Source organism: Actinoalloteichus hymeniacidonis, from assembly GCF_014203365.1.
Lineage (GTDB): Bacteria > Actinomycetota > Actinomycetes > Mycobacteriales > Pseudonocardiaceae > Actinoalloteichus_A > Actinoalloteichus_A hymeniacidonis.
The window spans coordinates 2,216,794-2,242,726 of record NZ_JACHIS010000001.1 but is presented as its reverse complement, the minus strand read 5'-3'; the positions used below and the strand labels follow the sequence as shown (position 1 = coordinate 2,242,726).

General features: G+C 65.8%; 17 protein-coding genes and 1 pseudogene. 13 read left to right on the top strand and 5 right to left on the bottom strand.

Annotated elements, in window-relative coordinates; all coding sequences use genetic code 11:
* Nucleotides 1-12: 12 nt before the first annotated feature.
* The 5 genes from BKA25_RS09890 to BKA25_RS09870 all read left to right on the top strand — a co-directional run bounded on the left by BKA25_RS09890 (nt 13) and on the right by BKA25_RS09870 (nt 10,281).
* Nucleotides 13-492 (top strand): DUF2269 family protein, encoded by a 480-nt coding sequence (locus tag BKA25_RS09890; RefSeq protein ID WP_069853822.1) that lies wholly within the window; start codon nt 13-15, stop codon nt 490-492.
* Between the two features lie 158 nt (nt 493-650).
* A complete protein-coding gene (locus tag BKA25_RS09885; protein WP_216637742.1) occupies nt 651-944 on the top strand; it encodes a DUF3817 domain-containing protein in 294 nt (97 codons plus the stop codon).
* A 254-nt stretch (nt 945-1,198) separates the two neighbouring features.
* Nucleotides 1,199-4,864 (top strand): S8 family peptidase, encoded by a 3,666-nt coding sequence (locus BKA25_RS09880; protein WP_172803821.1) that lies wholly within the window; start codon nt 1,199-1,201, stop codon nt 4,862-4,864.
* Nucleotides 4,865-5,454: 590 nt separating this feature from the next.
* A complete protein-coding gene (locus BKA25_RS09875; protein ID WP_172803822.1) occupies nt 5,455-9,123 on the top strand; it encodes a S8 family peptidase in 3,669 nt (1,222 codons plus the stop codon).
* Between the two features lie 465 nt (nt 9,124-9,588).
* On the top strand, nt 9,589-10,281 hold the full coding sequence (locus BKA25_RS09870; protein WP_069850416.1) for an NADPH-dependent F420 reductase: 693 nt from the start codon (nt 9,589-9,591) through the stop codon (nt 10,279-10,281).
* A 119-nt stretch (nt 10,282-10,400) separates the two neighbouring features.
* On the opposite strand, the gene BKA25_RS09865 is transcribed toward BKA25_RS09870, so the two are convergent.
* Nucleotides 10,401-11,030, bottom strand: a complete 630-nt coding sequence (locus BKA25_RS09865) for a superoxide dismutase (protein WP_069853824.1) — start codon at nt 11,028-11,030, stop codon at nt 10,401-10,403.
* Nucleotides 11,031-11,296: 266 nt separating this feature from the next.
* On the opposite strand from BKA25_RS09865, the gene BKA25_RS09860 reads away from it, so the two are divergent.
* Nucleotides 11,297-12,910 carry a hypothetical protein gene (locus tag BKA25_RS09860; protein WP_157421151.1) on the top strand — a complete coding sequence of 538 codons (1,614 nt, stop codon included), beginning with the start codon at nt 11,297-11,299 and terminating at the stop codon, nt 12,908-12,910.
* A 264-nt stretch (nt 12,911-13,174) separates the two neighbouring features.
* Nucleotides 13,175-13,840, top strand: a complete 666-nt coding sequence (locus BKA25_RS09855) for a M15 family metallopeptidase (RefSeq protein ID WP_069850418.1) — start codon at nt 13,175-13,177, stop codon at nt 13,838-13,840.
* Between the two features lie 66 nt (nt 13,841-13,906).
* Here BKA25_RS09855 and BKA25_RS09850 read toward each other — a convergent pair whose 3' ends face one another.
* Nucleotides 13,907-15,001 (bottom strand): phosphatidylinositol-specific phospholipase C domain-containing protein, encoded by a 1,095-nt coding sequence (locus BKA25_RS09850; protein ID WP_236750300.1) that lies wholly within the window; start codon nt 14,999-15,001, stop codon nt 13,907-13,909.
* Between the two features lie 415 nt (nt 15,002-15,416).
* Here BKA25_RS09850 and BKA25_RS09845 point away from each other — a divergent pair, with 415 nt between their 5' ends.
* The 5 genes and pseudogenes from BKA25_RS09845 (at nt 15,417) to BKA25_RS09830 (ending at nt 19,871) form a co-directional block, all read left to right on the top strand.
* Complete coding sequence (locus BKA25_RS09845; protein ID WP_069850422.1) at nt 15,417-16,010, top strand: DUF4352 domain-containing protein; 594 nt, start codon at nt 15,417-15,419, stop codon at nt 16,008-16,010.
* Nucleotides 16,011-16,105: 95 nt separating this feature from the next.
* Complete coding sequence (locus BKA25_RS09840; protein WP_172803823.1) at nt 16,106-17,170, top strand: pentapeptide repeat-containing protein; 1,065 nt, start codon at nt 16,106-16,108, stop codon at nt 17,168-17,170.
* Nucleotides 17,145-17,663 (top strand): annotated as a pseudogene (locus tag BKA25_RS28715) (DUF7711 family protein); the annotation flags it as partial. The gene BKA25_RS09840 and the pseudogene BKA25_RS28715, both read left to right, overlap by 26 nt.
* Entirely contained in the window at nt 17,548-17,871 is a 324-nt protein-coding gene (locus BKA25_RS28710; protein ID WP_446323461.1) for a DUF7711 family protein, read from the top strand. The pseudogene BKA25_RS28715 and the gene BKA25_RS28710, both read left to right, overlap by 116 nt.
* A gap of 335 nt (nt 17,872-18,206) precedes the next feature.
* Nucleotides 18,207-19,871: a hypothetical protein gene (locus BKA25_RS09830; protein WP_069850426.1), complete on the top strand. Its 1,665-nt coding sequence runs from the start codon at nt 18,207-18,209 to the stop codon at nt 19,869-19,871.
* A gap of 52 nt (nt 19,872-19,923) precedes the next feature.
* On the opposite strand, the gene BKA25_RS09825 is transcribed toward BKA25_RS09830, so the two are convergent.
* The 3 genes from BKA25_RS09825 to BKA25_RS09815 form a co-directional block, all read right to left on the bottom strand.
* Nucleotides 19,924-21,906, bottom strand: coding sequence for an AAA family ATPase (locus BKA25_RS09825; protein ID WP_184285084.1), 1,983 nt, complete (start codon nt 21,904-21,906; stop codon nt 19,924-19,926).
* Nucleotides 21,907-21,989: 83 nt separating this feature from the next.
* On the bottom strand, nt 21,990-22,850 hold the full coding sequence (locus BKA25_RS09820; protein WP_069850429.1) for an NAD(P)H-binding protein: 861 nt from the start codon (nt 22,848-22,850) through the stop codon (nt 21,990-21,992).
* Between the two features lie 126 nt (nt 22,851-22,976).
* Nucleotides 22,977-24,152 carry a glycoside hydrolase family 43 protein gene (locus tag BKA25_RS09815; protein WP_084643181.1) on the bottom strand — a complete coding sequence of 392 codons (1,176 nt, stop codon included), beginning with the start codon at nt 24,150-24,152 and terminating at the stop codon, nt 22,977-22,979.
* A 432-nt stretch (nt 24,153-24,584) separates the two neighbouring features.
* Between BKA25_RS09815 and BKA25_RS09810 the strand changes: the two genes are divergently transcribed.
* Complete coding sequence (locus BKA25_RS09810) at nt 24,585-25,874, top strand: ABC transporter substrate-binding protein (RefSeq protein WP_172803824.1); 1,290 nt, start codon at nt 24,585-24,587, stop codon at nt 25,872-25,874.
* The last annotated feature ends 59 nt before the right edge of the window (nt 25,875-25,933 follow it).

The following is a 25,933-nucleotide window of genomic DNA, read 5'->3' as shown; positions in this document are numbered from 1 at the left end:
GACGAGGGTTCCTTGACCAAGTTCCTGCTCAGCGTGCACGTCATCGCCGCGATCATCGCTATCGGGCCGGTCGCCGTGGCGGCCAGCATGTTCCCCGTCGCGGCGCGCACCGCGCTCTCATCCCCTGGCGACAACCGAGCGGTCGCGGTGTTGCGGACCCTGCACCGCATCTGCCGGGTCTACGCGGTCGTCGGAGTGGTGGTGCCCGTCTTCGGTATCGCCACTGCGGTGAGTCTCGGTGTCCTCACCGATGCATGGTTGATCGTCTCGATGACCCTGACCGCCATCGCGGCGGCCCTTCTGATCATGGTTCTCCTGCCGATCCAGGACACCCTGCTCACCCAGGTCGGCGTCGAACCGCCCTCGGCAGCCGCCGATACGACCACCGCCCTAACCCGCCGATTGGCCATGACCACCGGGATGTTCAACCTGCTGTGGGCCACGGTCACCGTCTTGATGATCGTGCGTCCCGGTTCGACAACCGGGGTGTGATACTCGCGCGACCCGAATACACAACTCGCCGCGTTCAATCAACGGCAACCCCCTCCCGAATTCCGATAGGCATGTGATAGTCGTGGAATTCGATCGTCAACCCTCCGCAGTCGATTAACAGCATCCCTCCGCGCCCCGACAAAAGGAATGTGATAGTCGTGCGACCCGAGTACGCGTTACTCACCAGGGCCGCTCAGCTCGAATTCGTGTCCCTGGCGGTGCTGCTGGCAAACCTGGCCACCGTCCATTGGGGTCCGATCACCTCGGCAATCGGACCTGTCCACGGGTGCTCCTATCTCCTCGTCATCATCGCTGCCGCCATGGCCGAGCACGCCCCGAGGAAAACCCTGCTCACAGCCATTATTCCGGGCATCGGGGGACTGCTGGCCCTACGCCTCACACGACGACCCCGGACCGATGGCAGGCAGGCGGCCGACGCGGAACAGCATTGAGGTCGACGCCCGATTCGTCCCCATCGAACCTACTGTGACCGCTTTTCTGAATCACCCTCACCGCGCGGTAGCCGACCGAATTCGACAGGGAACCGCCTGTCATTTATCCACGGTTTTCTCGACCGAACCGGAGATCGTCGAACTACTGCGTCGAATATGGTGGGTTCCTGTGCGATCATCTTCGCGCACCCGAAGCGACCCTCATCTACTCATGTCGATGGGCGGGATTTCAGAAGTCCACTATGGAGGGACGAATGCGATTACCCGATCCACGATCGGCGACTGCGCTGGCGGCTGCGCTCGCGCTGGCCATCCCCGCAGCCGCGTTCGGAGCCGGTCCTCCCGGCGAACCGCCGCCCGACCACAGCAAAGCCAGTGCATCGGACGGAACGCTTCGATCGCTCACCTTGATCACCGGCGATCGCGTGCTCTTCACCGAGAGCGCGGGCACGGTCGACGTTCTCGCGGTGCAACAGCCCCCGGAACGTGAGGGCGTCGGTTGGGTTCGCAGCTGGGATGACTCCGGTGTCTCGGTGGTGCCGTCCGACGCGAGCCCGTTGGTGATGGCAGGCAGACTCGATGAACGGCTGTTCCACATCACGAATCTCGTCGAACAGGGACTGGCCGACGACGACCATGCCGATCTGCGGTTGCTGCTGACCGACGGCGAGGACGAATCCGATGACGTCGGAATCTTCGACACGGCCGCGCTTCCCTCGGTAGCCGAGGTCACGACTTCGCTGCCCGACCTCGGTGTACAGGGCCTGTCCATTCCCCGGGCCGATGCCCAGGACTTCTGGTCCGAGCTGACGGCTCGGCCCGCCACCTTCACCGACTCGGCCGACACGTTATGGCTCGATGGCCGAAAGCAGGCCAGTCTGGACGTCAGCGCCGGCCTGGTCGGAGCACCCGAGGCCTGGGAATCCGGTTTCACCGGTGCCGGGGTACGGGTGGCCGTGCTGGACACCGGCTACGACACGACGCATCCCGACCTGGCCGACAAGGTCGTCGCTGCCGAGAGCTTCGTGCCCGGCCTGACCGTTCAGGACGGCGAGGGCCACGGCACTCACGTCGCCAGCACCATCGCAGGCAGCGGTGCCGCATCCGACGGGCGCTACCGGGGTGTGGCGCCGGAGGCGGAGTTGCTGATCGGCAAGGTGCTTGATGACACCGGCGGCGGTTTCGACAGCGAGATCATCGCGGGCATGGAGTGGGCCGCCGAGTCCGGCGCCGAGGTGGTCAACATGAGTCTGGGTGGTCCGGACTCCGGCGGAGACGATCCGTTGGTCGACGCGGTGAACAGTCTCTCGGAGACCCACGGCGCTCTCTTCGTGGTCGCTGCGGGCAATTCCGGGGGAAGCGAGACCATCGACAGCCCCGCCGTGGCCGATGCCGCGCTCGCAGTCGGCAGCACCACCAAGGAAGACGAGCTCAGCGATTTCTCCAGCCAGGGACCTCGTTATGGTGACTTCGGCTTGAAGCCGGAGATCGCCGCGCCCGGTTCCGACATCACGGCGGCGGGGGCCGAGGTCCTCGGCGAGGACTACGTCAGCATGTCCGGTACCTCGATGGCGGCGCCGCACGTCGCGGGAGCAGCCGTCATGGTGGCCCAGGCGCATCCGGAGGCAGACGGCGCGGAATTGAAGTCGCGACTCGTCGGCGGTGCAGAGCCGCTGAGCGACATCAGCGTTCACGCGCAGGGCGCCGGCCGCTTGGACGTCGAACGCGCCACCGCCCAGCAGCTCCACGCCGAGCCCTCGACGCTGGGCATCGGCAGGCTGGAATGGCCGCACGATCCCGCCGAACCGACCATCCGGACGCTGACCTACCACAACCCCACCCAGCAGGACATCGAGCTGGCGTTGGAGTTCGACGGGCCACCTGGTGTCATATCGCTCAGCACCGAGACCATGGAGGTGCCTGCGCAAGGCAGTGCCGAGGTCGAGATCCGAGTCGCACCGGGTAACGAGGACCTCGGGGACTACACCGGCCACCTGGTCGCGGTGTCGGACGAGCTACGACTGGTCACGCCGTGGTCGGTCCAGGTCTCCGCCGAGGCCTATGAGATTCCCATCGAGGCCACCGACAGTGCGGGCGATCCCGTCGAACTGCGGATCTCGCTGCAACACCACGAGACCGGTGAGATCTTCAGCGGCTGGCTCTTCGGGTCCGCACAAGCCCGGTTGAACGCCGGTGATTACCGGGTGGTCGCCCTCGCGGTGCGATACGCCGATGGCCTCCGGGCGGAGGAGAACATCGCAATGGCGATCGACAGGTTCACCGTCGACGCGGATGCGGTGCTACGCCTCTCCGGACCGGACAGCGAGCCCGTCGATATCGGTGTCGACGGAGTCGAGGGAGTCGCGCAGGACTCCGCAGGAGTCACCCTCCTATCCAGCCTGGATACGGGCAGTCAGATCGGCCTTGTAGGCCACGCCTCGCCAGGTGGCACCCGGGTGATCCCATCGACGACGCCGGTACCGGGTTTGGAATACCACTATGAAGCGTTCTGGGCTGTGCCGTGGGCATCGGTGACGGTGCTCGGCGAGGACGGCTTCACCCTGCTTCGAACATCGGAGCGGTCGAACGAGGGCCACGATCTACACACCGAGGGGACCCTGGTCGATATCACGCACGTGGCTCCGGACGACATCGGTGACATGACGGGAATGATCCCGCTGATCGCCGATATAGCCCGTGAATTCGACGACGAACACATCCTCGCGTTGGTCGAGTCCGCAGCACGCCAGGGTGCCGAAACGGTGCTGTCGCCCAACTACGTCGCGGATCTCTCGATCCTGCCCGTGGTGCAGATGTACACCCCCGAAGCCCACCGGCTGCTCTACCGGTTGGAAGAGGGACCTGCCGATCTCGCGGTGACTCTGACCTCGAGAAGTCCGGTGGCGATCCATCTCGCGGATTCGGTCTTCGACGTACTCGATCCCGAGGAGATCGACTGGCGATTCAGCACGGACGAGCTTGCCGAACTCGAGACCGTCCACCACAGCCCGATCGGAAGCAGCGCGGACTGGGGATCTGCCGTGAGCTATCGCACCGAGAGCGGGATGGACGGTGTCGTCGTCGCGAAACGACGGACTCCGCATCGACGTACCGAGTACTACTCACCCGATGTCGAGTGGGCCACCTACACACTACTCGGCCTCTTCCCCGCGATGCAGACGGTCTATGAGCGCTTCGCTGTCGGCCCAAACCCACAGCACGGTTTCTGGGTGGGCCCCTTGGGTCCCTCGCTGCCGAACTCCCGCAGCACCTACGACGAAGACACGGTTCCGCCGGTATTCCGCCAGGACGACGTCCTCGACGTCCAGGTGTCGATGTTCGGCGACAGCGATCCCCGCAATATCGCCTTCCCCACCGAGGTCGATACCGGTAGCACCGTACTGAGCCAGGACGGCACCGAGATCGGTCGCAGTGACGCGGCAGGCCTGGGTTCGTTCGAACTGCCTGCATCGGCGGATGGCTGGTTCGAACTGTCGACGACCGGAAAGCGATCCGCCGAGTGGTGGCCGATCTCCACCGAGGTACGGGCCGACTGGCGCTTTCACTCCGGTCCCGGCGAGGCAGGGGCGATGGCCACTCCCCGACTCCTCGATGTCCGTTATGGCCTTGATCTGGACGAGATGAACTCCGCCACGGCCGACGAACCCGTCGAGGGAACGGTGACCGCGGCCGCGCATCCGGATGCCGCCGCCGAACCGGTGACCGAGTTCGGGCTGGAGTACTCCCTGGACGACGGGGACACCTGGCAGAACGCGGTGACACAGCAGTCGGGCGATGCGTGGACTGTCGAGATTCCCGCGACCGCAGCGGATCAGCAGGTCTCGCTTCGAGCGACTGCGTCCGACGCAAGCGGCCACTCCGTGACCGAGACGATCATCAAGGCCTACTCGGTGCGGTGATCCGACCTGCTCGACGGCCGCCGGCGCGGGTTCCCTCGCGCCGGCGGCTTGCTCATCGAACAGGGTCCTTCCGTGAAGGATTCGGCCACTAGACCGTCGGACGGTTGAGACGAGCATCGCGGCCGCTCAGGGTGATCAGGGCCCGGTAGTCGTACGAACGCATGCTGCGCGGCGTCGATCGCTCCGGTACGGCCGGTTCGCGGAGTCGTCTGCCCTGCGGTCGACCGAGCCGGCACGTGATCGCCGAGTCCGGGCGCCGACGCCCAAGATCGGCGAGGCGTGAACACACGGCGTCCGCCGAACGACCCGCACCCCGCGAGGCGGCCCGACGAGAATTCTCTGTAGGCCGCAGCGGCAGTCGGGCAACGCCTTCGGGTGAACCACACGAGGATTCGAGCAGCTCACCACGGGTGGACGTCTCGCATGTCGTCCCACCGCCGAGCCGACTGCCCTCAGCCGAGCGGCGTAGCTACGAGGAACTGCAGTGGATTCGTTGATCCTTTTCGAGGTGCGAGACATCCTCCTTCTGGGCCGATATTCGTTGGTCATCGGCGCCGTTCGAGCGAGAGAAGTCCCCAATGGAGGTACGAATGCGATTACCCGTTCTCCGATCGACCGTCGCGCTGGCGGCTGCGGCCGCGCTGGCCATACCCACCGCCGCGTGGGCCGCAGACCCCGTCGGCAGCCTGGCATCACACAGCGCGACAAGCACCGCGTCGGGGCAGGATGGCCCGATTCGTTCCGTCACCCTGATCACCGGCGACCGGGTGCTGTTCACCGAGAACGCAGGCGATGTCGATGTGGTGTCGGTTACGCAGCCGCCCCAGCGTCGGGGTATCGGTTGGACTCGGTTCTGGGACGACACCGGGGTCTCGGTGTTGCCGTCCGACGCCTTGCCACTGGTCGCGGCGGACCGACTCGACGAGCGCCTGTTCCACATCACGAGTTTGGTCGAGCAGGGACTGGCCGATGACGAGCAGGAAGACCTTCGGCTGCTCGTCACCGACGGCGCGGACGACGCAGGAAATGTCGGGATCTTCGACTCCCCCGAGCTTCCCGAGGTAGCGGAGATCTCGCATTCGCTGCCCGACCTCGGCGTGCAGAGCCTGTCGGTTCCACGTACCGACACCCCGGAATTCTGGGCCGAGCTGACCGCCCGGCCCACCACCTTCACCGACTCGACCGACACCCTGTGGTTGGACGGCCGAGTGCGATCCACCTTGGACACCAGTGTGCCGTTGATCGGTGCGCCCCAAGCGTGGGAGTCCGGCTTCACCGGCGCCGGTGTGCGCGTGGCCGTGCTGGACACCGGTTATGACACCGCCCATCCAGACCTGGCAGACCAGGTGGTCGAGTCGGAGAGCTTCGTCGCCGACCTGCCGGTCCAGGACGGCAACGGCCACGGCACTCACGTCGCGAGCACCATCGCGGGCAGCGGCGCGGCATCCGATGGCCGGTATCAGGGCGTCGCCCCCGACGCGGAACTGCTGATCGGCAAGGTACTCGACGACAGCGGCGGTGGTTTCGAGAGCGACATCATCGCGGGGATGGAATGGGCCGCCGGGTCGGGAGCCGACGTGGTCAACATGAGCCTCGGTGGCCCGGCCTTCGGCGAAGGCGACCCGATGGTCTTGGCCTTGGACGACCTATCCGAGACACACGGCACCCTCTTCGTGACGGCTGCGGGTAACTCCGGTGCCCGTGAGAGCGTGGGCAGTCCCGCCGTGGCGGATTCCGCACTCGCCGTCGGCAGCACCACCAAGGAAGACGGCCTGAGCGAGTTCTCCAGCCAGGGCCCGCGACCATGGGACTTCGGGCTCAAACCGGAGATCAGCGCGCCCGGCACCGGCATCACGGCCGCAGCCGCAGGCGCGGGCTACGTCAGCATGGACGGCACGTCGATGGCCGCACCGCATGTCGCGGGTGCGGCAGCCATCGTCGCGCAGGCCTATCCCGAGGCCGACGGAGACGAACTGAAATCGCTGCTCCTCGCCAGCGCTCAACCACTTGCCGATATCAGCGTGCACGCACAGGGCGCGGGTCGGGTGGATGTCGCCCGCGCCGTGGACCAACGACTCCGCGCCGAACCGGCCGTGCTCGGTTTCGGCAGGCTGGCCTGGCCGCACGATCCGGCCAAGCCGACCACGCGGACCATGACCTACCACAACTCGACAGAGCAGCCTATCGAGTTGGCGCTGACGATCGACGGTCCGGCCAAGGTCGTCGTACTCGATAGCGACACTGTCGAGGTGCCCGCCCAGGGCAGCGCCGAGGTAGAGGTCCAGGTCGGGGCGAGCAACGAGGCCGTCGGCGAGTACACCGGTCACCTGGTCGCCGAGGCGGGTGAGCACCGACTGGTCACACCGCTGTCGGTACACGTCGCGCCCGAGGCACATGACGTGGCGATCGAGGCCACCGATAGCGCTGGCAACCCGTCCGAAGCCCTGTTCATCCTGCAGGATCGTGAATCGGGCGCCGCCCGAATGATCTTCGCGTCCGAGGAGCCACAGGTCCGGGTCGACGCCGGTGACTATCGGGTGATCGCCTTCGGACTGCGATATGCCGATGGCGAAGTGGAAGCAGAGCACACGGCTTTCGTCCTCGACTCGTTCACCGTCGAGGAAGGAGCGACCCTACGACTATCCGGACAGGACAGCGAGCGCGTCGAGATCGACCTCGACGCAACCGACGAGGTACGGCAGGACCTCGCCACCGTCATTCTGGAATCCACGCTTCATCCGGAACTCGCCGTAGGAATCCAGGTCGATGCCCTACCGAACAACCTGGTGATCCCCTCCGGCCCGGTTCCGAACCTGGAATACCACTACTCGGGCTTCTGGGGCGTGCCGTGGGCCTCGGCGACCGTGCTCGGTGATGACGGGTTCGAGGTGGGTTGGGCGTTGGAGCAGTCGATCGAAGGCCATGATCTGAGCGCCGAGGGCACTCTGATCGATGTCACCCGGACGGCCCCGGAGGACATCGGGGATATGACTGGGATGATCCCGTTGATCGCCGATACCGACGGCTCCTTGGACGAGGTACAACTCCTCGCCCTGGTCGAGTCGCTGGAGCGGCAGGGCGCCGAGCTGGTGCTGTCGTTCAACTACATCGAGGACATGTCGATCCTTCCCGTCGTGCAGGTCTACCACCCCGTCGATGTCCAGCGACTGCTATCGCGGATCGAGACCCGCCCGACGGACATCGCGGTGACGCTGACCCCGCAGAGCCCGACCGGTTTCCATCTCGCCGATTCGGTGTTCGGTGGGCTCGACGCCGAGACGACGGATTGGCGATTCGACCAGGAGGAGCTCGCCGAGGTCGAGAGTGTCCACAACCACCCGTTGGGCGTCGCCCGGGAGTGGACGCCGGTGTTGTACAACGTCGAGGGTGGGATCTCGCTCGCGGTGGAATCCCCCCGTCGGCTTCCGCATCGGCGCACCGACTACTACTCACCCGATGTCGAATGGTCCACCTACACCTCCCTCGGCCATGACGAGACAACCTTCGAGCCATACCCCGATCTACAGACCTCCTTCGTGGGCCTGCCCGCCGGGCCGCACCCCGCGCATACCTTCTGGGTGGGGCCGCTGGGCCCGTCGTTGCCGCAGTCCCGCTTCTCACCCGAGGGCACGGTGCCGCCGGTGTTTCGCCGGGATGACGTGTTGACCGTCGATGTGCCGATGTTCGGTGACAGCAACGCGCACAACATCGCCTTCCCACACCAGATCGACACCGGGAACACCGTCCTGCGTCAGGACGACACCGAGATCGGCCGCAGCGAGTCGGCAGGCTCGGGTTCCTTCCAGCTGCCCGCAGGTTCGGATGGCTGGTTCGAGTTGTCGGCCACCGGAACCCGTTCCGCCGAATGGTGGCCGATCTCCACCGAGGTACAGGCCGAATGGCGCTTCCAGTCGGGGTCCACCGAGGAAGGCACCATCGCAGCTCCCCGCTTGCTCGACATCCGGTACGACCTCGACCTGGATGAAACGAATTCCGCCTCGGCGGGAGCGGCGGTCACCGGTTCGGTGACGGCTGCTGCCACCGAGGGTGAGTCGCCGCTCATCGAGCTAGTCCTCTCCTATTCACTCGATGACGGCGTCACCTGGCAGGAGGCCTCGGCCAAGCAGGACGGCGACATCTGGACGGTGGAGATTCCCGCAGCGGATGAGGGCTCCTTCGTCTCGTTGCGCACGACGGCCGAGGACGAGAGTGAACACTCGGTGACCGAGGAGATCATCCGGGCGTACCAGGTGAAGTGAGGAACAGCGCCGCCTCCGCAGTGGATAGCGCGGGACCCGGCTGATCTGGATCGACGGTGACCCCCGGCTACGTGCGGGGGTCACCGGATCCGCCCTGGTCTGCATCGGACCTCGGCGCAGCGAACCGGGCGGCGGGCACCGGCCGCCCTTGAGATGGGTGCGGTACGCGCAGTGCGTATCGCGCCCATCATCTCGGCAACACCGACGACAATGGCTGCCCGGCGGGTAGGCGCGGACGCAGAGCTGGATGACGGGGCCACGTCCGAAGGTCGAGAGAGCACGGGAAACCGGGGCGCTGGACAGGATGCGGTTCGACGAGTTCATGGCATTGATCCTGGACGAGCAAGGTTCGCGCTGGTAGTGCCCGGTTGTCATCATTGTTGATGACAACTGTCAGCGCTCTCGCTGACACATGTCAGCATTCGGACACTGGAATACCCGGCCGGAATCGATGTTGCACTGATCATGACCGACATCGGTTTCATCGGAGCGGGGAACATCGGCGGCGGCTTGGCGCGGCTCGCGGCAGCCCGAGGCTACGACGTACTGGTCAGCAACTCACGGGGGCCGGAGACACTCGGCGAACTGGTCGCCGAACTCGGCGGTACGGCGCGAGCTGGGACGACGCTCGAAGCGGCCGCCGCGCGCATCGTCGTGGTGAGCATCCCGCTGAAGGACTATCAGACGGTTCCCGCAGAGGCATTGGCCGGGAAGACCGTCATCGAGACGAACAACTACTACCCGCAGCGCGACGGCCGCATCGCGGAACTGGACAACAACTCGGTGACCAGCTCCGAGCTGCAGGCGGCACACTGGCGGACGACGAAGGTCGTCAAGGCGTTCAACGCGATCCCGGCCGACCAGATCAGCACCGACGCGAGTCCTGCGGGCACTGCGAATCGCCGCGCGATTGCGATCGCCGCCGACGATGCCGCGGCACGCGCCGAGGCGACGGAGTTGATCGACCGGCTCGGTTTCGACGTCGTCGATGTCGGCGCGCTCGCCGAGAGCTGGCGAATCGAACCGGAGACTCCGGGTTATGGCAAGCGCGAGACCGTCTCACAGGTCGAGACGAGCATCGCGTCCGCCCAACGGGCCTCGGATCCCGGCGGCCGGGTCCCCTCGCTCCCATGGCCACCGCCCATCCGCACCGCGTGAGGGCACCCACTGCGATGGCTGTCTGACCGCTGACGGGAAGCGGCGTTGAAAGGCAATCGAGCGGTGGATCGGCGCACCCCCAGTCGGGCGCCGATCCACCACCCGCAACCCGCCCTCGATCAGGAGGCAGGCAACAACAGACCGTTGCGGCCGGCCCGGGCATCGACGAACCGGCGCTCGACCTCGGCCCAGTTCACGACGTCCCACAATTTCGCGATGTAGTCGGCCTTGACGTTGCGATACTGCAGGTAGTAGGCGTGCTCCCAGATGTCGAACACCAGCAGCGGGGTGGTGGTGATCGCCAAGTTGGAGTGGTGGTCCTTGAGCTGCTGGGTGATCAGCCGCTCACCGACCGGGTCCCAGGCCAGCACACCCCAACCGTTGCCCTGGATGGAGGCCGAGACTGCGCTGAGCTGTGCGCGCAGGCCATCGAAGGAGCCGAAGTGCTCGTCGATCGCGGCGGCCAGCTCCCCGGTGGGCTTGTCGCCACCGTTGGGGCTCAAGATCTTCCACCACACCAGGTGCAGCGAGTGTCCGGCAAGGTGGAAGGCCAAGGTCGTCTGCAAGCCGACGATCGAGCTGAAATCGCCCTTGTCCCTGGCCTCCGCGATCTTGTCGATCGTGTCGTTGGCGCCGGTGACATAGGCGGCGTGATGCTTGCTGTGGTGAAGCTCGTTGATCTCACCCGACACAGCGGGTTCAAGGTCCGCGTAGTCGTAGTCGAGGTCGGGAAGTACGTAACGGGCCATGGCGCTGCTCCAGATTCCTCTGCGGTGATTCACCACCAGCTTGAAACCTCGACCATTGTGGAGGTCAAGAGAGCGGCGTTGTGAACCCGATCACCGCAAACGTCTACCCGAGCGGCGCAACCAACCAAGGGCACTCCATAGATCCAGGACACCCGAACCAACCGCCCTGACGCGACAAGATCTGCAAACACTCGCAGAGTACTCAAACCTGGTGATAAATTCCTTGCTCAGTCTGATCCCGGGTTAGCACAGAGAGGCCGTCAGGAGTGCAGAAAAATAGACCGCTGCCTTGGGGGTTTGAGCTAAGGCAGCTCACCTTCTGGCTGTCCGTTGTCCTGGTCGGCGGAGCCATTCCGGATCTACTTATTTATTTCGGCGACTGGAGAGCGCTGGTCGCCGGATGGGCAACCGCCGGCGTTGTAGCATTCTTGATCTGGAACAAGATGGCACGCAAATCTGGCGTTGGAGTCTTCATTCACATCCCCCAACGGAAAGGTGACCCCAAAGACAGCAATATCCTCCTTGTAAACAAGAGGATGTCCGAGGAACATATAGATTGGTTCATGGCCGGACCAGACAACCCCGAGTATGCGGATGACGCCAAACGGCGCGCTGAATGGATGGTGAAAACAATTCAACACCATCTAAGGAAAACACGAATCAATCCGGCCATGGCTTCAACACTTTACTTTTACCTGTACTCTCAACTAGAAGACGCCTTTGCAATGGGCGCGCATTTCACCAAGCAGTTCAGCGTAGACACCGATGGACTGCACGACCTGAACGGGAACTTGCCCGGAAAATGGCGAATTTCGCCAGCAGTTCGATACCTGGCAATACGAAGGCAAAAAAGAGAGATCTACGAGATCGACATAGGCAGACTGGCCAAATTAGGAGAAATAGACTTCAAGGGATCGGGCTCAATCGATGAAACAATACATACTCTACACGATCGGACAGCAAGAGACGGATCCGCCCGGCTGAGAAAACTAGCCATCCTGATCTATGTCCACCAGGAAACAGATCCAGCTACATCGAATGGAGATAGGGAGCGAGATCCAAAAAGAGCATCCAACCAGGAACTGAAAGAGGGAAACGAAGAAACACGAAGAAGCCCTAAAAAGAATTCTGACAACCAACCCGAATGCCAAGAAATTGAGGCGTACCGCTGTTTGTTCGTTGGCGCCGCATCCGGCCGCGTGCCGCACAATTATGATATAAAGGAAGACGATTTATGCGATAATGCCATTGCGTTCTCCCTCAATTCAAAACTCCTGGAGGACCTACTGACGAACGGCCAGGGCCACGAGTTCCTTAGGTACCTCAACAAGAGGAGAGCTGCGGTATCACGAAGGCTGTATGGCACCGAGGAAGTTCCCGTGAGATTATTCCTCAAGGGGCCCGCCATTGTCGCGTTCGCAGCCGGGGCGATCTTCCCTCAAGGTAGTAGATTAGTCCCCTGGAAAAACAGCGCAACTAATCAAAATAGCCCAAAACCGAAGGTGTCGATCACACCAAACCCAGACTTTGTAGCCATTGTCGATGGCGACAACATCGGGTCACCAATGGAGTCACACCTACTTTCGGGAGAGCTGAAGAGTGCCATTACATACAGCGAATCAGTCAGCTCAGAACTGGCTTTCGCATTCCATTCAATAGGAACAATTCCTGGCGTCGAGCTTCTCTCAACAGGAGGCGACAGCGCCATCTTCGGAATTAAGGCGAGCTCCATTTCCTCCTTCCAGGAAAAATTGGATGAGATTCGGCTTCAGAACCCACTTAGCTTATCGTGCGGATGGGGCATCGACGCACGAAGCGCCTTTATGGGCTTGAGGATTTCTAAGACATCAGGAAAAAATATAACAAGCATGGGTCGGTGACAACAGATCGAATACCGGAGCATACCAGAGCGTCCGATACAGACAGCTGGGCAGTTGATAGCAATGGAACATTACATTGGTACACGACCAGCAAAGAAGGACAATCGAACGAGCTGCAGAATACAGAATCCAGGATCCCAACCAGGAAACTCGCACCGGGGGTGCCATTACCGCCCTCGGTGCAACTAAGCAAGATGATCTTCACCTCAGGATGAAATCCTCGAGCCCGGGCAACCTTGCCCCGCCGGCGCGGGTGTAACGGGTATGAACAAGACAGCACGTTCCGCAGTCATGGCCCTGGCCGGTCTCGGCATGCTCGCCTCGGCCGGTTTGCCCGCCGCCGCGCACCAGAGCACCGAGAGAACGGGAGAGTCATCCGTGATCGAGATCTCGCCGGTCACCGCGCAGCGTCTCGGCGCCAGTTACCGGGAGGGTTGTCCGGTCGGGCCCGAGGACCTGCGGCTGGTCGGTTTCCCGCACGTCGATTTCGATGGGGTGACCAAGCGGGGCGAGATCATCGTGCACGCCGACGTCGCGCGGGAGGTGGGCGAGATCTTCGTCAAGCTCTACCGCAGCGGATTCCCGATCGAGCGGGTCGAGACCGTCGAGAAGTACGACGCCGACGATGACGCCTCGATGGCCGCGAACAACACCTCGGCGTTCAACTGTCGGCCGATCACCGGCGGTGGTGGCTGGTCCAACCACTCCTACGGCAAGGCCATCGATATCAATCCGGTGCAGAATCCGTACGTCAGTTCGAGCGGTACCGTGCTGCCGCCCAGCGGTGCGCCCTTCGTCGACCGGGACCAGGACCTTCCCGGCATGATCCATGCCGGTGACGTGGTGGAGCGCAGCTTCGCCGACGCGGGTTGGGACTGGGGCGGCTTCTGGACCACTCCCCTGGACTACCAGCACTTCGAGAAGCCCTGACGGACTCCCCGGCGTGAGACCGTGGCCCCGCTCGCTGATCGAGCGGGGCCACAGGCTCAACGACGATCAGCCTCGTGGGACCACGGTGGACAGCAGCGTCGAGGAACGCCAGTCGCTGGTGATGATGCTGGCGTCGGCCTCGGCGAGCTGCGCGACACGGTCCAAGGCCGCCTGCTCGTCGGGGGCCACCGAGTCGATCGCGGGGGCGACCTCGTGGGCCGCAGTCATGATCAGCAGATAGTTCCGCTCGCGGTACCACCCGGTGTCGATTCCGCCGGTGACGTAGGCGTTGGCACTGCCGTCGTAGACGACGAACCACGGGCGAAGGCTGGTGTCCTCATAACGCTCGCGGGGGTCGCCTGCCTCGGCACCGAGGACTGCCGGAAACGCCTGCGCGCTGGCGAGTTCGCCTGCGGCGGCCAGGTCGCGCAGGTGCCGCGAGTATTCCTCGTCCGTCCACAGGGTGTCGAAGGGGTTGCCCTGCTCGAAGGTGCCGGGGATCAGCTCGATCAACACCCGGCCTGCCAGCTCGTCACGGCTCGGCCAGCCCGCTGTGGTAACCGCCTGCTCGAGGTCGGCGGCACCGCCCGCATGGGCCAGCAGGTCGGCCGGGGTGAACACGGCGTCACCGAGTCGGTCGGCCACCAAGGCGTCGAAGGCCGCCGGGCCCATGCCGCCCCGGTCGTAGAAGCCGTCCTTCATCTCGATCTTGAACACGATCGGACGGTGGCCGGGGTTGACACTCCGCCAGGCTCGAATGTCGTCCAGACAGCCGATGAGGTCCTGATCGCGATCTCCGGTGCGCAGGCCGCCCGCATCACTGGCGCCCACGCAGTTGCTACTGGCGCCGAACAGTTCGTGGCTGACCCGCCAGGTTCCGAGCAGCTCGTCCGTCCACACATCCAGCTCGATGAGTGCCGCACCCGAGTCGAGGACGTCGGCCAGGTACGGGAATCCGCTCTTCTCGTAGGCATTGTGCAGGCCCACGGCGGTCGAACCGGTGAATGCACGGGTCTCGACCTGATCCGACTCGGCCAGTGCCGAACCCGACAGGGCCGCCGTCATCATCGTCGCCGCAGTCAGCGCAGCCGCAGTGAACGCCGTTACGCGCCGGGTCGTCGCCGATAACCGTCTGATCGGTGGTACCGGGTGAGTGAACACGTCGCCTCCGTGATCTTCGTTGTCCGGCGGCCTCCGTCGGGTGGTCGGCCACCGAACTCGCGAAACCTCAACGGACCGAGACTAGGGCGGGGTGGTGAATTTCCGCGATCCACTGTGGAACGCGGGGAGGGTTCGTGAGTGGAATGGCGATGGCGGCCGACCGATCGCGAGGGCTTCGAGCCGAGTCGGCGATATCCGCCCGAACCAAGCAGCGGACTTCCGCGTTGTCCCGGTTTTCCGGTGGTACGGGCATTCCCGGTGGTGTGTTGTTCCCGATGTGCGCCGGGCACGAGTGGCTGAGTGTCGCGCCTCGCGATCGAGAGAGTGCCGCTTCGCCGTAGGTCTCGGTGCACGCCGACTCGTCAGACACACCGCACGCGAACCGCGTAGGCCGTCACCACAGGAGATCCTTGCGATGCACGCATATCCGCACCCCGCCACGCCCACTCCCCAGCCACCACGCCGCAAACGGCGCATCCTGCCGCTGACCGTCGGAATCGTGGTGGGCCTCGTCCTCGTCGGCGCGATTCTCGGCCTCGGTACCGAAGAGAACGACGGCCCCGGTGAGATCGACCCCGCGTTCGGGGCAGGCGTCGATGCGACGGCGCAGGTGGGCATCGGTTCCACGGTTCGCGACGGATCCTTCGAATTCTCGGTGCGCGAGGTGGAGTCGGGCGTGGCCAGCATCGGCAGTGACTACACCGAATCGGTCGCCCAAGGGGCATATGTGCTGGTCCACCTGACCGTCGGCAACATCGGCGACGAGGCGCAGCTCCTCGCCGACAGCAATCAGGTGCTGATCGACGAGAACGGCCGGAGATTCGATGCCGATACCGGTGCGGCGGTCATCAGCCTCAGGGGTAATGACACCTTCCTGAACAACATCAACCCCGGGAACACCGTCGAGGGCACCCTCGTCTTCGATATGCCCGTTGACGCGCAACCGGTCGCGATCGAGCTGCACGATTCGCCGTTCTCCGGTGGCGTCACGGTGGATCTGACGAACTGACCGCCCCAGCACCGCGCGACAATGGCGGGGTGAACCTGGGAATGATCCCTGCACGTGCTGCGACCCCGAGTCGCCGGAGGAGCCGCTTACGGCCGTTGTCGTGGTGGGTCGTCGGTCTGTGTTCTGTGGTCGTGCTGTCGGTGGGGATCGGGCTCGGCGGCTGGCAATGGCAGCGCGCCGAGACTCTCACCGGCAACGATCGCGTCACCGCCCAGAACGAGGCCGTGCGCACCGGGCTGACGGCGGCGGGCGGCGTAGGGGCCGTGTTCGCCCTGCTGTTGGCGGTCCGGCGGCAACGCTCCACCGAGGCGGTCGCCGAGGAGAATCGGTTCGATGCCGCCGAGCGTCGCGTGACCGAACTACAACTCAAAGCCGTCGAACAGCTCGGCTCGGAAAAGGCACCGGTGCGATTGGGGGCGCTCCAAGCTCTCGACCGGCTCGGCGATGGGAATCCCGAACACCGGCAAACCGTGATCGACCTACTGTGCTCCTACCTTCGGATGCCGTTTCGGGAACCCGGTTCGATGCCGGAGAACCCCACAGCCGAACAGCTCGCCGACGACGAGGAACGCGCGCAGGAACGCGTGGTCCGGTTGACCGCGCAACGACTGCTCGCCGACCGGCTGCGAGCGGCCGATGGCTCGGCCGCCACCGCGATGGTGAATCCCCGGCACTGGCCGGGCAGGTTCGATCTCGATCTGAACCGAGCCAATCTGATCAACTTCGACTTCGTCGGTTGTGTTCTACATCAGGCGGATTTCTCCAATGCCGTCTTCACCGGCAATGCCCGGTTCGACGATGCGGTCTTCGCGGGCGAGGCGTGGTTCACCAAGGCGCGGTTCACCAGCAACGCCGTCTTCGTCGAAACCGCCTTCGTAGGCGCCGTGACCTTCGACAAGGCCTCTTTCGACGGCGGCAGCCGGTTCGATCGAGTGCTGTGCACCGTCACCTCGTGTAAGGAGGCCTGGGCCCGAACCGACGACGGACGCGCCCACAGCTGGCCGCCCGGCTGGGTGATGGGCACCCAGGGTAGACGAGCCGGCCGAGAAGGAATGTGGACCCGGTTGCACAAAGCGGAGCAGGAGACCGGCGAGGAAGCGGGTACGCCCGCGACCTCGGTCGCGGTGCGACGGCATGGTGATCGTCGGCGTCGGGACTGATGCGAAGGGGACCCCGGCACCGCCCATCGCTTCGGCATTGCTCCTGAGGATGCGACGGCGACCGATCACATCGCCGTCCGGCAGGATGGCCTGCGTGAAATGGACCCGCGCCGTGTGGCATCTGGAGACGCTCGCACAGACCTGCGCCGACATGATCACCAAGCCGACCTCGATCTTCCCGCTCCGGGTCGAAGAGCTGTGGGCCTTCGGCGACGTCCTCGGTGCGCAGCGGGATCTCGACGCGGTTGCCGTGGCGTTGGTCGTCGACCGGCCCGTCGAGGCGATCCCGTGGCTCGACGAACCGAGCGGCGCGCAGCATTGGTCCAACGCGACGAGGTTGGCGAAGAGCCCTGTCATCGCCCGCTGGCGTTCGAAGCATGCCCCGGTCTGGAATCACCGGATCGACCGACCGGTGTTGTTGTGGAACGCGGACGACGGCATCCGCCAGGATGCGCTGGAGGCACTGCGGGCCGGTCGGGGCTCGGAGATCCGGCCCGTCGCGGCCCCCCGCACAGGAGTACCGGGATCGGGTGGACGCCGAGCTCGCGGTGAGCCTGGCCGCGCTCGGGGAGCGGACCCGGCATTACGAGGACCGCCGCTTCAAGCCGGGGAAACTCGAACCGGTGGCCGATGCGCTCTGGCGGGTCAGCGCCGGATATCTGGATGTGGAGGCTTCGGCACGGGCACGGGACCTCGACTGAGTCCGACGAGTCGGCATGCACTCGGGGGGCCTCGTGCCAGCGGGCGGGCAGTGCGCCCGCGGAGCCGGTCTCCTTGGTTAGAGTGCCACCACGTCGACGCTCGAACCGATGAGGTGGTGGCCTGATGAATCGCACCATCGGATCGGTATCCGATGTCTCGGCAGGCACACGCACCTCCGCTATGATTAACAACTTGGCCCGATGGCCCGATGGCCCGATGGCCCGATGGCCCGATGGCCCGATGGCCCGATGGCCCGATGGCCCGATGGCCCGATGGCCCGATGGCCCGATGGCCCGATGGCCCGATCGACGCTGCGACGACCGAGCGATAAGCCGTGGATGAGTATCGATCGCACGGTCCCGCCGCCCCCGATGCGGCTCGATGGCAGACCTTCCGGCCGGAACGCACGGTACTGGCCGTCGCCCGCACGCTGACCTCGGCCATCCGGCTGTTGGAGGCCACCGCCGTCTTCCTCGGTGACCCTCGGGTGCAGGTGGTGTTCACCGTGCATGCCGCCTCCCGGTTCTCCGCCGACGTCGTGGAGCTACTCCGGGCCCGGTGCGCACGGCTGGTGCCCTGGGAGTCGGTCGGCGAGCTGCGATACGACCTGGTGATCACGGCCAGCGAGAAGGTGGATCTCACCAGGGTGACCGCCGCGCCGATCCTGGTGCTGCCCCATGGCATCGGCTTCCACAAGTACGTGCCCGAGGTCGATTCGGCGAACACCCGACTGTCCGGGCTGGTGTCCGAGGAGGTGCTCGCCGATCCTCGGGTGACGCTGGCGATCACTCATCCCGCGCAGGCCGAGCAGCTCGCCGCAGCCTCGCCTCGGACGGTGGGTCGGACGACGTTGATCGGCGATCTCAGCCACGACGCGATGGTGGGCAGTACCGCCAGGCGGGAACGCTATCGGGAGTCGCTGGGCGTCTCGCCCGATCACCGGCTGGTCGCGGTGTCCTCGACCTGGGGCACGCGGTCGTTGCTGGGCGGCCGACCGGAGCTGTTGGATCGGTTACTCGCGGAGCTTCCGGTCGATGAGTACCGGGTGGCCGCCATCGTGCATCCCAACGTATGGACGTGGCATGGCGGTTGGCAGCTCGGTCAGTGGTGCGACTCGGCGTTACGTGCGGGACTGCGATTACTACCGCCCACCTCGGGCTGGCATGCGACGTTGGTGGCGGCCGATGTGTTGATCGGCGATCACGGTTCGGTGAGTCTCTATGGCGCCGCGCTGGGCACGCCCCTGCTGCTGGGCGCCTTCGGCGACGAGGTCGTCCCCGACACACCGTTGGCCGAACTCGGCGGCCGCGCCGATCGGCTGGATCCGACGCAGGGGTTGCGCGAACAGCTCGACAAGGCGATCGCGACCCACGATCCACGGCGATTCCGGCAATTGACCGGCCGGATCTTCGCGGCGCCCGGTCGGGGAGTCGACCTGCTGCGGATGCGCTGCTACGGCCTGCTTAATCTCGCGGAACCCGACCACGAGCCGATTCTGGATGCCGCACCGGATCCGGTGCCCGTGGTGCGGCCGGTATGTTCCTTCGAGGTGTTCGCGACGTTGGTCGCGCCGACGACCCTGAGCCTGCACCGCATTCCGGCTTCGGTCCGAGGCAACCGTCCCGCGCTGCCCGCCTCGGACTCCCGGCATCTGCTGGTCGGCTCGGATGAGCCGAATCTCCGGTTGTTCGCGGACGCGGCCGTGGTGGTCCGGGCGCCGGGGCCGCAGGCGTCGGATCGCCGTTCGGCGGAGGGGTGGCTCACCGAGACGCTGCGCCGCCATCCCGGCGCCCGGATCGCGGCAACCGCCGTGGACGAGGGCTGTCACATCGCGCTACGGGATGGCCGCTGTCTCCTACTCACCGGAGCACCTCGGATCGATCCGAGGCTCGCCGCGTCCGCGGCGTATTCGATGCTGGTGGCAGGACGACTCGACGCAGGCGCGGTCGAGCTGCGCGTCGCGGCGATGACGTATCGACTGCGCTGGCAACGGTGCTGACCCCACCGTCCGCTGTCCCGGCAGCAGGGCAATGCAGCACCGTCGAGTCGGTTCAGTCCGTGAGCCGCGCCAACCGCGCCTGCACTACCGCCACCTCGGGACCGCCGGTCTCGATCTCGATGGCCAGTAGTCGGGTGAGCTGGCGATGGGCGCCTGCCCGGTCCTGCCGTTGCTCGGCGAGGTCGGCCAGTGCCCGGCGGGCAGCCGCCTCGTAATGCACGGCGCCGCGTTCGACGAAGGTGTCGGCGGCCTCGGTCAGTTCCGCCTCCGCGAGTTCGTCATCGCCGATCGCGGTATGCAGCAGCCCCAGAGCGACGAGTACCCGAGCGGTCATCCGCCGATCGCCCAGTGCGGCAAGGCTGTCCCTGGCCGCGTAGAGCTCGCCGAGAGCCTCGCCGGGGCGGTTGGTCGCCTGCAGGGTGCGGCCCAGGAAGTACCGTCCCAGTGCCGCACCCCTCGGCTCGCCGACCGCCACGTTCAGCTCGATGGAGCGCCGATAGGCCTCGATCGCCCCGGACGGGTCCACGATGTCTCGGTGCCTGCCGAGGAACTCCCAAACCGAGGCGAGCAGCCGCCGACCACCGGCCGACTCGGCCAACTCCAGCGCCTTCGACAGCTCCGTGCCTGCCCGTTCGTGCTCGCCGAGGTCGGTGTAGGCGCGGGAGACCAGGCTGCGCAGTCTGGCCTCGGCCGCCGGGTGACCGACGCGGCGAGCGGCGTCGGCTCCGATCTCGCTGGACTCGATCCAGTCTTCGAGATTCCGCCGGTTCAGGTAGAGGGGCACGATCGCCTCGGCGAGTTGCCAGGCACGCTCGTCCCAACCGATCTCAGCGGAGGCGCGTAGCAGCGCGAGTAGGTTGGCGCGTTCGGGCTCCTCCTGCGCTGCTCGTTCGGCGGCGTGCAATCGCAACAGATCATGCAGCCGGTACCGCTCGTCGGGTTGTTCGGTGAGGAGGTTCGCGTCGAGCAACGCGGCCAGCGCGGCCCGGGCGGTCTGTTCGTCGACATCGGCGGCCAGGGTCGCGGTGTCGAGGGTGCAGTCCGGCCCCGGCAACAGGGCGAGCCGTCGGTACATCAGGGCGGCCTCGGTGGACAGGCCTCGATAGGAATGTTCGAAAACGGTGGACACCGTGCGCTCTCCTCTCGCTGACAGGGCACGCAGCCTGCTGCGCTCGTCGGACAGCTCGGTCACCAGGTCGGCAAGGTTCAGCTGTGGTCTGGCGACCAGCCGGGCGGCCACGACCCGCAGTGCGATGGGCAGTCCGCCGCAGAGCCGGACCAATTGCTCGGCCGCCGCCGGTTCCTCGGCCACCCGGGATGCTCCACAGAGCTGGGAGAGCAGCTGCACACCGCCCGCACCGTCGAGCGGATCGAGCACCACGACGCGCGCATCGGTCTCGAAGGCCGCCTCGCTGAGACGTTCGGTGCAGGTGACGACCACCGCGCTGCCCGGGCTGTTGGGCACCAATGGCTCGACGTGGGCGACCTCGGTGACGTCGTCGAGCAGTACCAGGACCGGACGGTTCGCCGTCTTGGTCCGGTACAACGCGGTCCGCTCGGCCAGCCCGGGAGGAATGTGTTCGGGATGGACTCCGAGGGCACGGAGACACTCGCCCACGGCGTCGGAGACGGCGGTGCCCGCCTCGGTGCGGCGAGTGGAGTAGTCGATGTAGAGCTGACCGCCGGGGAAGCGATCCCGCGCATCGCGCGACCACCGGCGGGCCAGCGCGCTCTTGCCGACGCCCGCAAGGCCGGTGAGGACCACGATCCACGCCGAGTCCGCTCCCGCGTCGCCGAGAACCTCGTCGACCGCGGACAACTCGGCGACACGGTTGACGAACCGGCCAAGGCCACCCAGCGGAATCTGCTGTGGCACAGGGATCTGCTGGGCGGGCAGGGCAACGGTCACCCCACCGTGGACGGTGCCGACCTGGATCACCGAGCCGCCCACGTTGTCCGCCGAGTTGCCGACTGCGGGGTCGGTGCCCGATCGGTCCGGGTGTGCTCCGTCCATCGCCGACCTCGCCCCATTCATGTTCGCAGACTGTGATCGGCAATCTACGCTACGGCGCGATCTTGGTGCACCGGTCGATCGCGAGGCGGCAGGCGATGGCGTGCTCAGCGGAAGTCGGCGAGGTGGTCGGTCACCCACTCCCGATAGGTGCGTGCCGGGCGTCCGATGATCTCCACCAGCGTGGCGTCGAGCACCTCCACTGCCACCTCCATCTCGGCATGGGCAGCGAGCAGGCCATCGACCAGATCGGCGGGCCATCCCTCGGCGAGCATCTGTTCCCGAGCGTCCTGTCTGGAGATCTCCTCGAGTTGGATCGGCCTGCCGATGACCTCTCCGATGATCTGCACCCGCTGGGCGTTACTCAAAGTCTCCGTGCCGATGAGTACGGGTTTGCCGCCGATGTGTTCCGTACCGAGAAGCGCGCGAATGCCTGCGGCGGCGATATCGGCCTCGTGCAGCACGGCCCGGGTGGCCGAGGGGAATGGATCTCGGACCATGCCCGTCGAACGGATCTCCGTCGCCCATCCGAGGTCGTTGGCGGCGAATCCCCCGGCCCGCAGGAACGTCCATTCGAGATCCTGCGCCTGGATCGTGGCCTCGAGATCGGCATGGAACTGGTTGATCGGGTCCGCCTGTCGTTCGGCGTGCTCGTCGACGCCGCTGGAGGACAGATAGACGATCCGTCGGGTGTGGGCGGCGATCGCCGAGATCACCTCGGGAGCGTGGTCGGCGTTGTCCAGCGGCCAGACCAGGAAGACCGCGCGAATCCCGGCCAGCGCTGGAATCAGGCTCGCCTGGTCTGTGAGATCACCCTCTCGCACGTCGACCTCGGTCGGGAGTCCGGCCGTTGCCGGGTTGCGGGTCAGTGCGCGGACGGGCACGCCCTGATCGTTCAGCTGGGTCACGACCTGTCTGCCGACGTTGCCCGTCGCGCCGATCACCAGGATCGGGTCGTCAGCCCGCATGTGAGCTCCTTTTCTCGTGGGGACATCGCGGCCCGCGCAGTGCGGGACACGTGATCAACACGACACTAGAAGCTCAACAACAGTTGAGGTCAACGGATTAAGCCACCGAATCGGGCGGGCGGCGCCTCAGCCCAGGTGGTCGACCCGGATGGTGTCCAGCGACCGGCGATGCCGACCGGCCGCCGTGACCTTCACCGGGGAGACCAGCCACGGCGTGCTGGAGAAGTCGGCGGAGGTCGGCTGCCGCCTGCCCTCACCGGAGGGTGCGGCCAGTTCCACGCCGAGCCCGACCGGGCTGCCGAAGTTCGGGGTGCCGTCCCGGTTCCACTCGAAGCGCTGGGCCCGGATGGTGCGGCCCTGGCCGCAGCCGCCGGACTCCCGGTCCTGGGCGTGATAGACGATCCAGTCCTCGGTGCCGTCCGGGGAGGTGAAGAAGCCGTTGTGACCCGGCCCGAACACCCCGGCGGAGTCCGATCGTTCGAACACCGGCTCACGATGTTTGACCCAGGCGCCCGGCGACAGTGGGTCGCTACCGACCAGTGTCAACAGCCCCAGTTTGTAGTCCGGTGTTCCGCAGTAGCTGGCGGAGTAGACGACGTGGGTGCGCCCCGCGTGCTGCACGGCCACCGGGGCCTCGTTGACGCGTAGTCCGCTGGTCTCCCACGAGTACTGCGGGGTGGACAGCAGTCGTTTGGCACCGCTGATGGTCCAGGGATCGCTCATCGGGGCGATCCAGTTCTCCTGCGAGTCGGGGCCCCATTCGGACCAGAGGAAGTACAGGCCCCGACCGGGGATCTCCAGATAGCTACCGTCGATCGACCAGACGTCCTCGCCGGGAGGGTTGAGTTTTCCCCGATAGGTGTAGGGGCCCATCGGATCGTCGCCCGCACTCTCCAGGACGTGCATCCGTTGATGGTCGGCCGTACCGCTCACGCCCGCGCTGTAGTGCAGGTACCAGCGGCGGCCGTTCGGTCCGTCCAGGAGACGGAACTCCGGCGCCCAGAAGTAGCAGCACCGCGAGGGGTCGTCACCACGCCACACCACGACAGGTTCGGCGTCGCGCAGTCCGGCCAGGGTCGGCGCGCTGCGCATCGCGATCTCGGAGGAGTTGTAGGTGCCGCTGAGGTAGTACCGGCCATTGTGGAAGGTCAACCACGGGTCGGCACCGTCCTGGGCGTAAAGGGGATTGCGGAAGGTGTCGTCCTGGCGGGCGTGGGCGGGGACGCCGCTGAGGATCAGAGCGGCCATGACGCAGACCGCGACTCCGGCCCGGCGTATCCAGCGCGATCGGCCATCACTCATTCCCGACTCCCCCGATGTCCGCCACCTCGGCTCGATCGCTGGCGACGATCGAAGCGGTGCCGTGATGTGCCTGCTGCCGAGCAGCGGCGTCAGCAGCACCGTAAGCGAGCGGATCGGGGCACGCCGCGAGCAATTCACCCGATCAGAGCGACGCGATGCCCAGCAGGTTCACCTTCTTCGGGTGGCAGGCCCGAGCCTCGACACCCCGGCCGTCCGAGTCGCCACCGGCACCTTGGAGGCTTACCGATCCGCGGATTCGATATGTCGGACAACGTTCGACCGGTAGCGGCCAATACGACGGTCAAGTAACCGATTCCATCTTGACTGTGATCTGCGTCTCCCAATAATGAGCGGACGCATTACCCGATCAGCCGGCCGGCGCCGCGACGACCGGGAAAGCGCCACACATCGCGAATACGGGGAGGAACGACAGTGACGTCGACTTCACAGCCACCCGCCCGCCGCCGAGGAGTGGGGGTGACCTGCGGGCTACTCAGCATCGCGTTGGTCGCGGCCGGATGCGGAGGCGGGGCGGGCGACGATGGCCGCGTCGAGCTGACCTACACCTTCTGGGGAAACACCGATCGCGGGGAGCTCACCACCGAGGCGATCGAGTTATTCGAGGAACAGCACCCGAACATCTCCGTCGCCATCACCTTCGCGGATTTCGAGAGCTACTGGCAGAAACTCGCTACCGAATCGGCGGGCGGAAATCCACCCGACGTCGTGCAGATGGACTACACCTACCTACGCGAGTACGCCGATCGCGGCGTGCTGCTCGATCTCGATCCGCTGGTCGGGGAGCAGATCAACACCGACGACCTCATCAGCGGCCTCGATCAGGCGGGCAGGGTCGACGGCGGCTATTACGCCATTCCCATCGGAACCAACGTGATGTCGTTCCAGTACGACGCCGCGATCTGGGCGGAGGCGGGCGCCGCGACTCCCGAGGCGGGCTGGACCTGGGACGACTACGCGGAGGCCATCGGCACCGTGACCGAGGCCAACGATCAGGAGCCGTGGGGCGGCATCGACATGGGCGAGCATCTGCATCTGTTCGACGCGTGGCTGCGACAGCAGGGCAAGCAGGCCTACGCCGAGGACGGTCGACTCGGGTTCACCGAGGAGGACCTCGTCGCGTTCTGGGACCTCAACGAGCAATGGCGCGACGCCGAGATCGTCATCCCGTTCAGTCAGATCGACCAGGCCGTCACCGCCACCTCGCTGGCTGTCGGCGACACCGCCTCGGAGTTCGCCTGGGACAACTATCTGCCCAGCACCGAGAACACCAACGGCAACGAGCTGTCCCTGGCACCGATGCCCACCGACACCGATGAACTCGGGCTGTACGCCAAGCCGTCCATGCTGATGAGTGTGACCGCCCGCAGCGATCATCCGGAGGAGGCCGCACAGCTCGTCGACTTCATGATCAACGATCCGGGGGCCGGTCGGATCTTCGGCGCCAACCGAGGCCTGCCCGCCACCACGGGTCAGCGGGAGGCGGCCGAGCTGGACGACGTGAATGCACGCATCGAGGAGTTCGAGACCGGCATCGAGGACCGGTTGGGCGACACACCGGCCCCGCCGCCCCCGGGAGGGGCCAGCGTCGAACGGCTGATGCAGCGGATCAACGAGGAGGTCGCCTACGACCGAACCTCCGTCGAGGAGGCCGCCGCCCGGTTCATGGCCGAGTCCGAACAGATCCTGGCCGAGGCCGCCTGAGTCGAACGCGTCGCCACTCGCCCGGCGGTTGTCCATCGACATGTCGGTCGGCTCCACTC

What these genes read in the sequence shown, in the direction of transcription:
- BKA25_RS09815 (WP_084643181.1), bottom strand. Translation starts at nt 24,152, where the DNA reads ATGAGTGATGGCCGATCGCGCTGGATACGCCGGGCCGGAGTCGCGGTC.
- BKA25_RS28710 (WP_446323461.1), top strand. Translation starts at nt 17,548, where the DNA reads ATGCCCCGGTCTGGAATCACCGGATCGACCGACCGGTGTTGTTGTGGA.
- BKA25_RS09820 (WP_069850429.1), bottom strand. Translation starts at nt 22,850, where the DNA reads ATGCGGGCTGACGACCCGATCCTGGTGATCGGCGCGACGGGCAACGTC.
- BKA25_RS09870 (WP_069850416.1), top strand. Translation starts at nt 9,589, where the DNA reads ATGACCGACATCGGTTTCATCGGAGCGGGGAACATCGGCGGCGGCTTG.
- BKA25_RS09855 (WP_069850418.1), top strand. Translation starts at nt 13,175, where the DNA reads ATGAACAAGACAGCACGTTCCGCAGTCATGGCCCTGGCCGGTCTCGGC.
- BKA25_RS09865 (WP_069853824.1), bottom strand. Translation starts at nt 11,030, where the DNA reads ATGGCCCGTTACGTACTTCCCGACCTCGACTACGACTACGCGGACCTT.
- BKA25_RS09875 (WP_172803822.1), top strand. Translation starts at nt 5,455, where the DNA reads ATGCGATTACCCGTTCTCCGATCGACCGTCGCGCTGGCGGCTGCGGCC.
- BKA25_RS09880 (WP_172803821.1), top strand. Translation starts at nt 1,199, where the DNA reads ATGCGATTACCCGATCCACGATCGGCGACTGCGCTGGCGGCTGCGCTC.
- BKA25_RS09825 (WP_184285084.1), bottom strand. Translation starts at nt 21,906, where the DNA reads ATGAATGGGGCGAGGTCGGCGATGGACGGAGCACACCCGGACCGATCG.
- BKA25_RS09845 (WP_069850422.1), top strand. Translation starts at nt 15,417, where the DNA reads ATGCACGCATATCCGCACCCCGCCACGCCCACTCCCCAGCCACCACGC.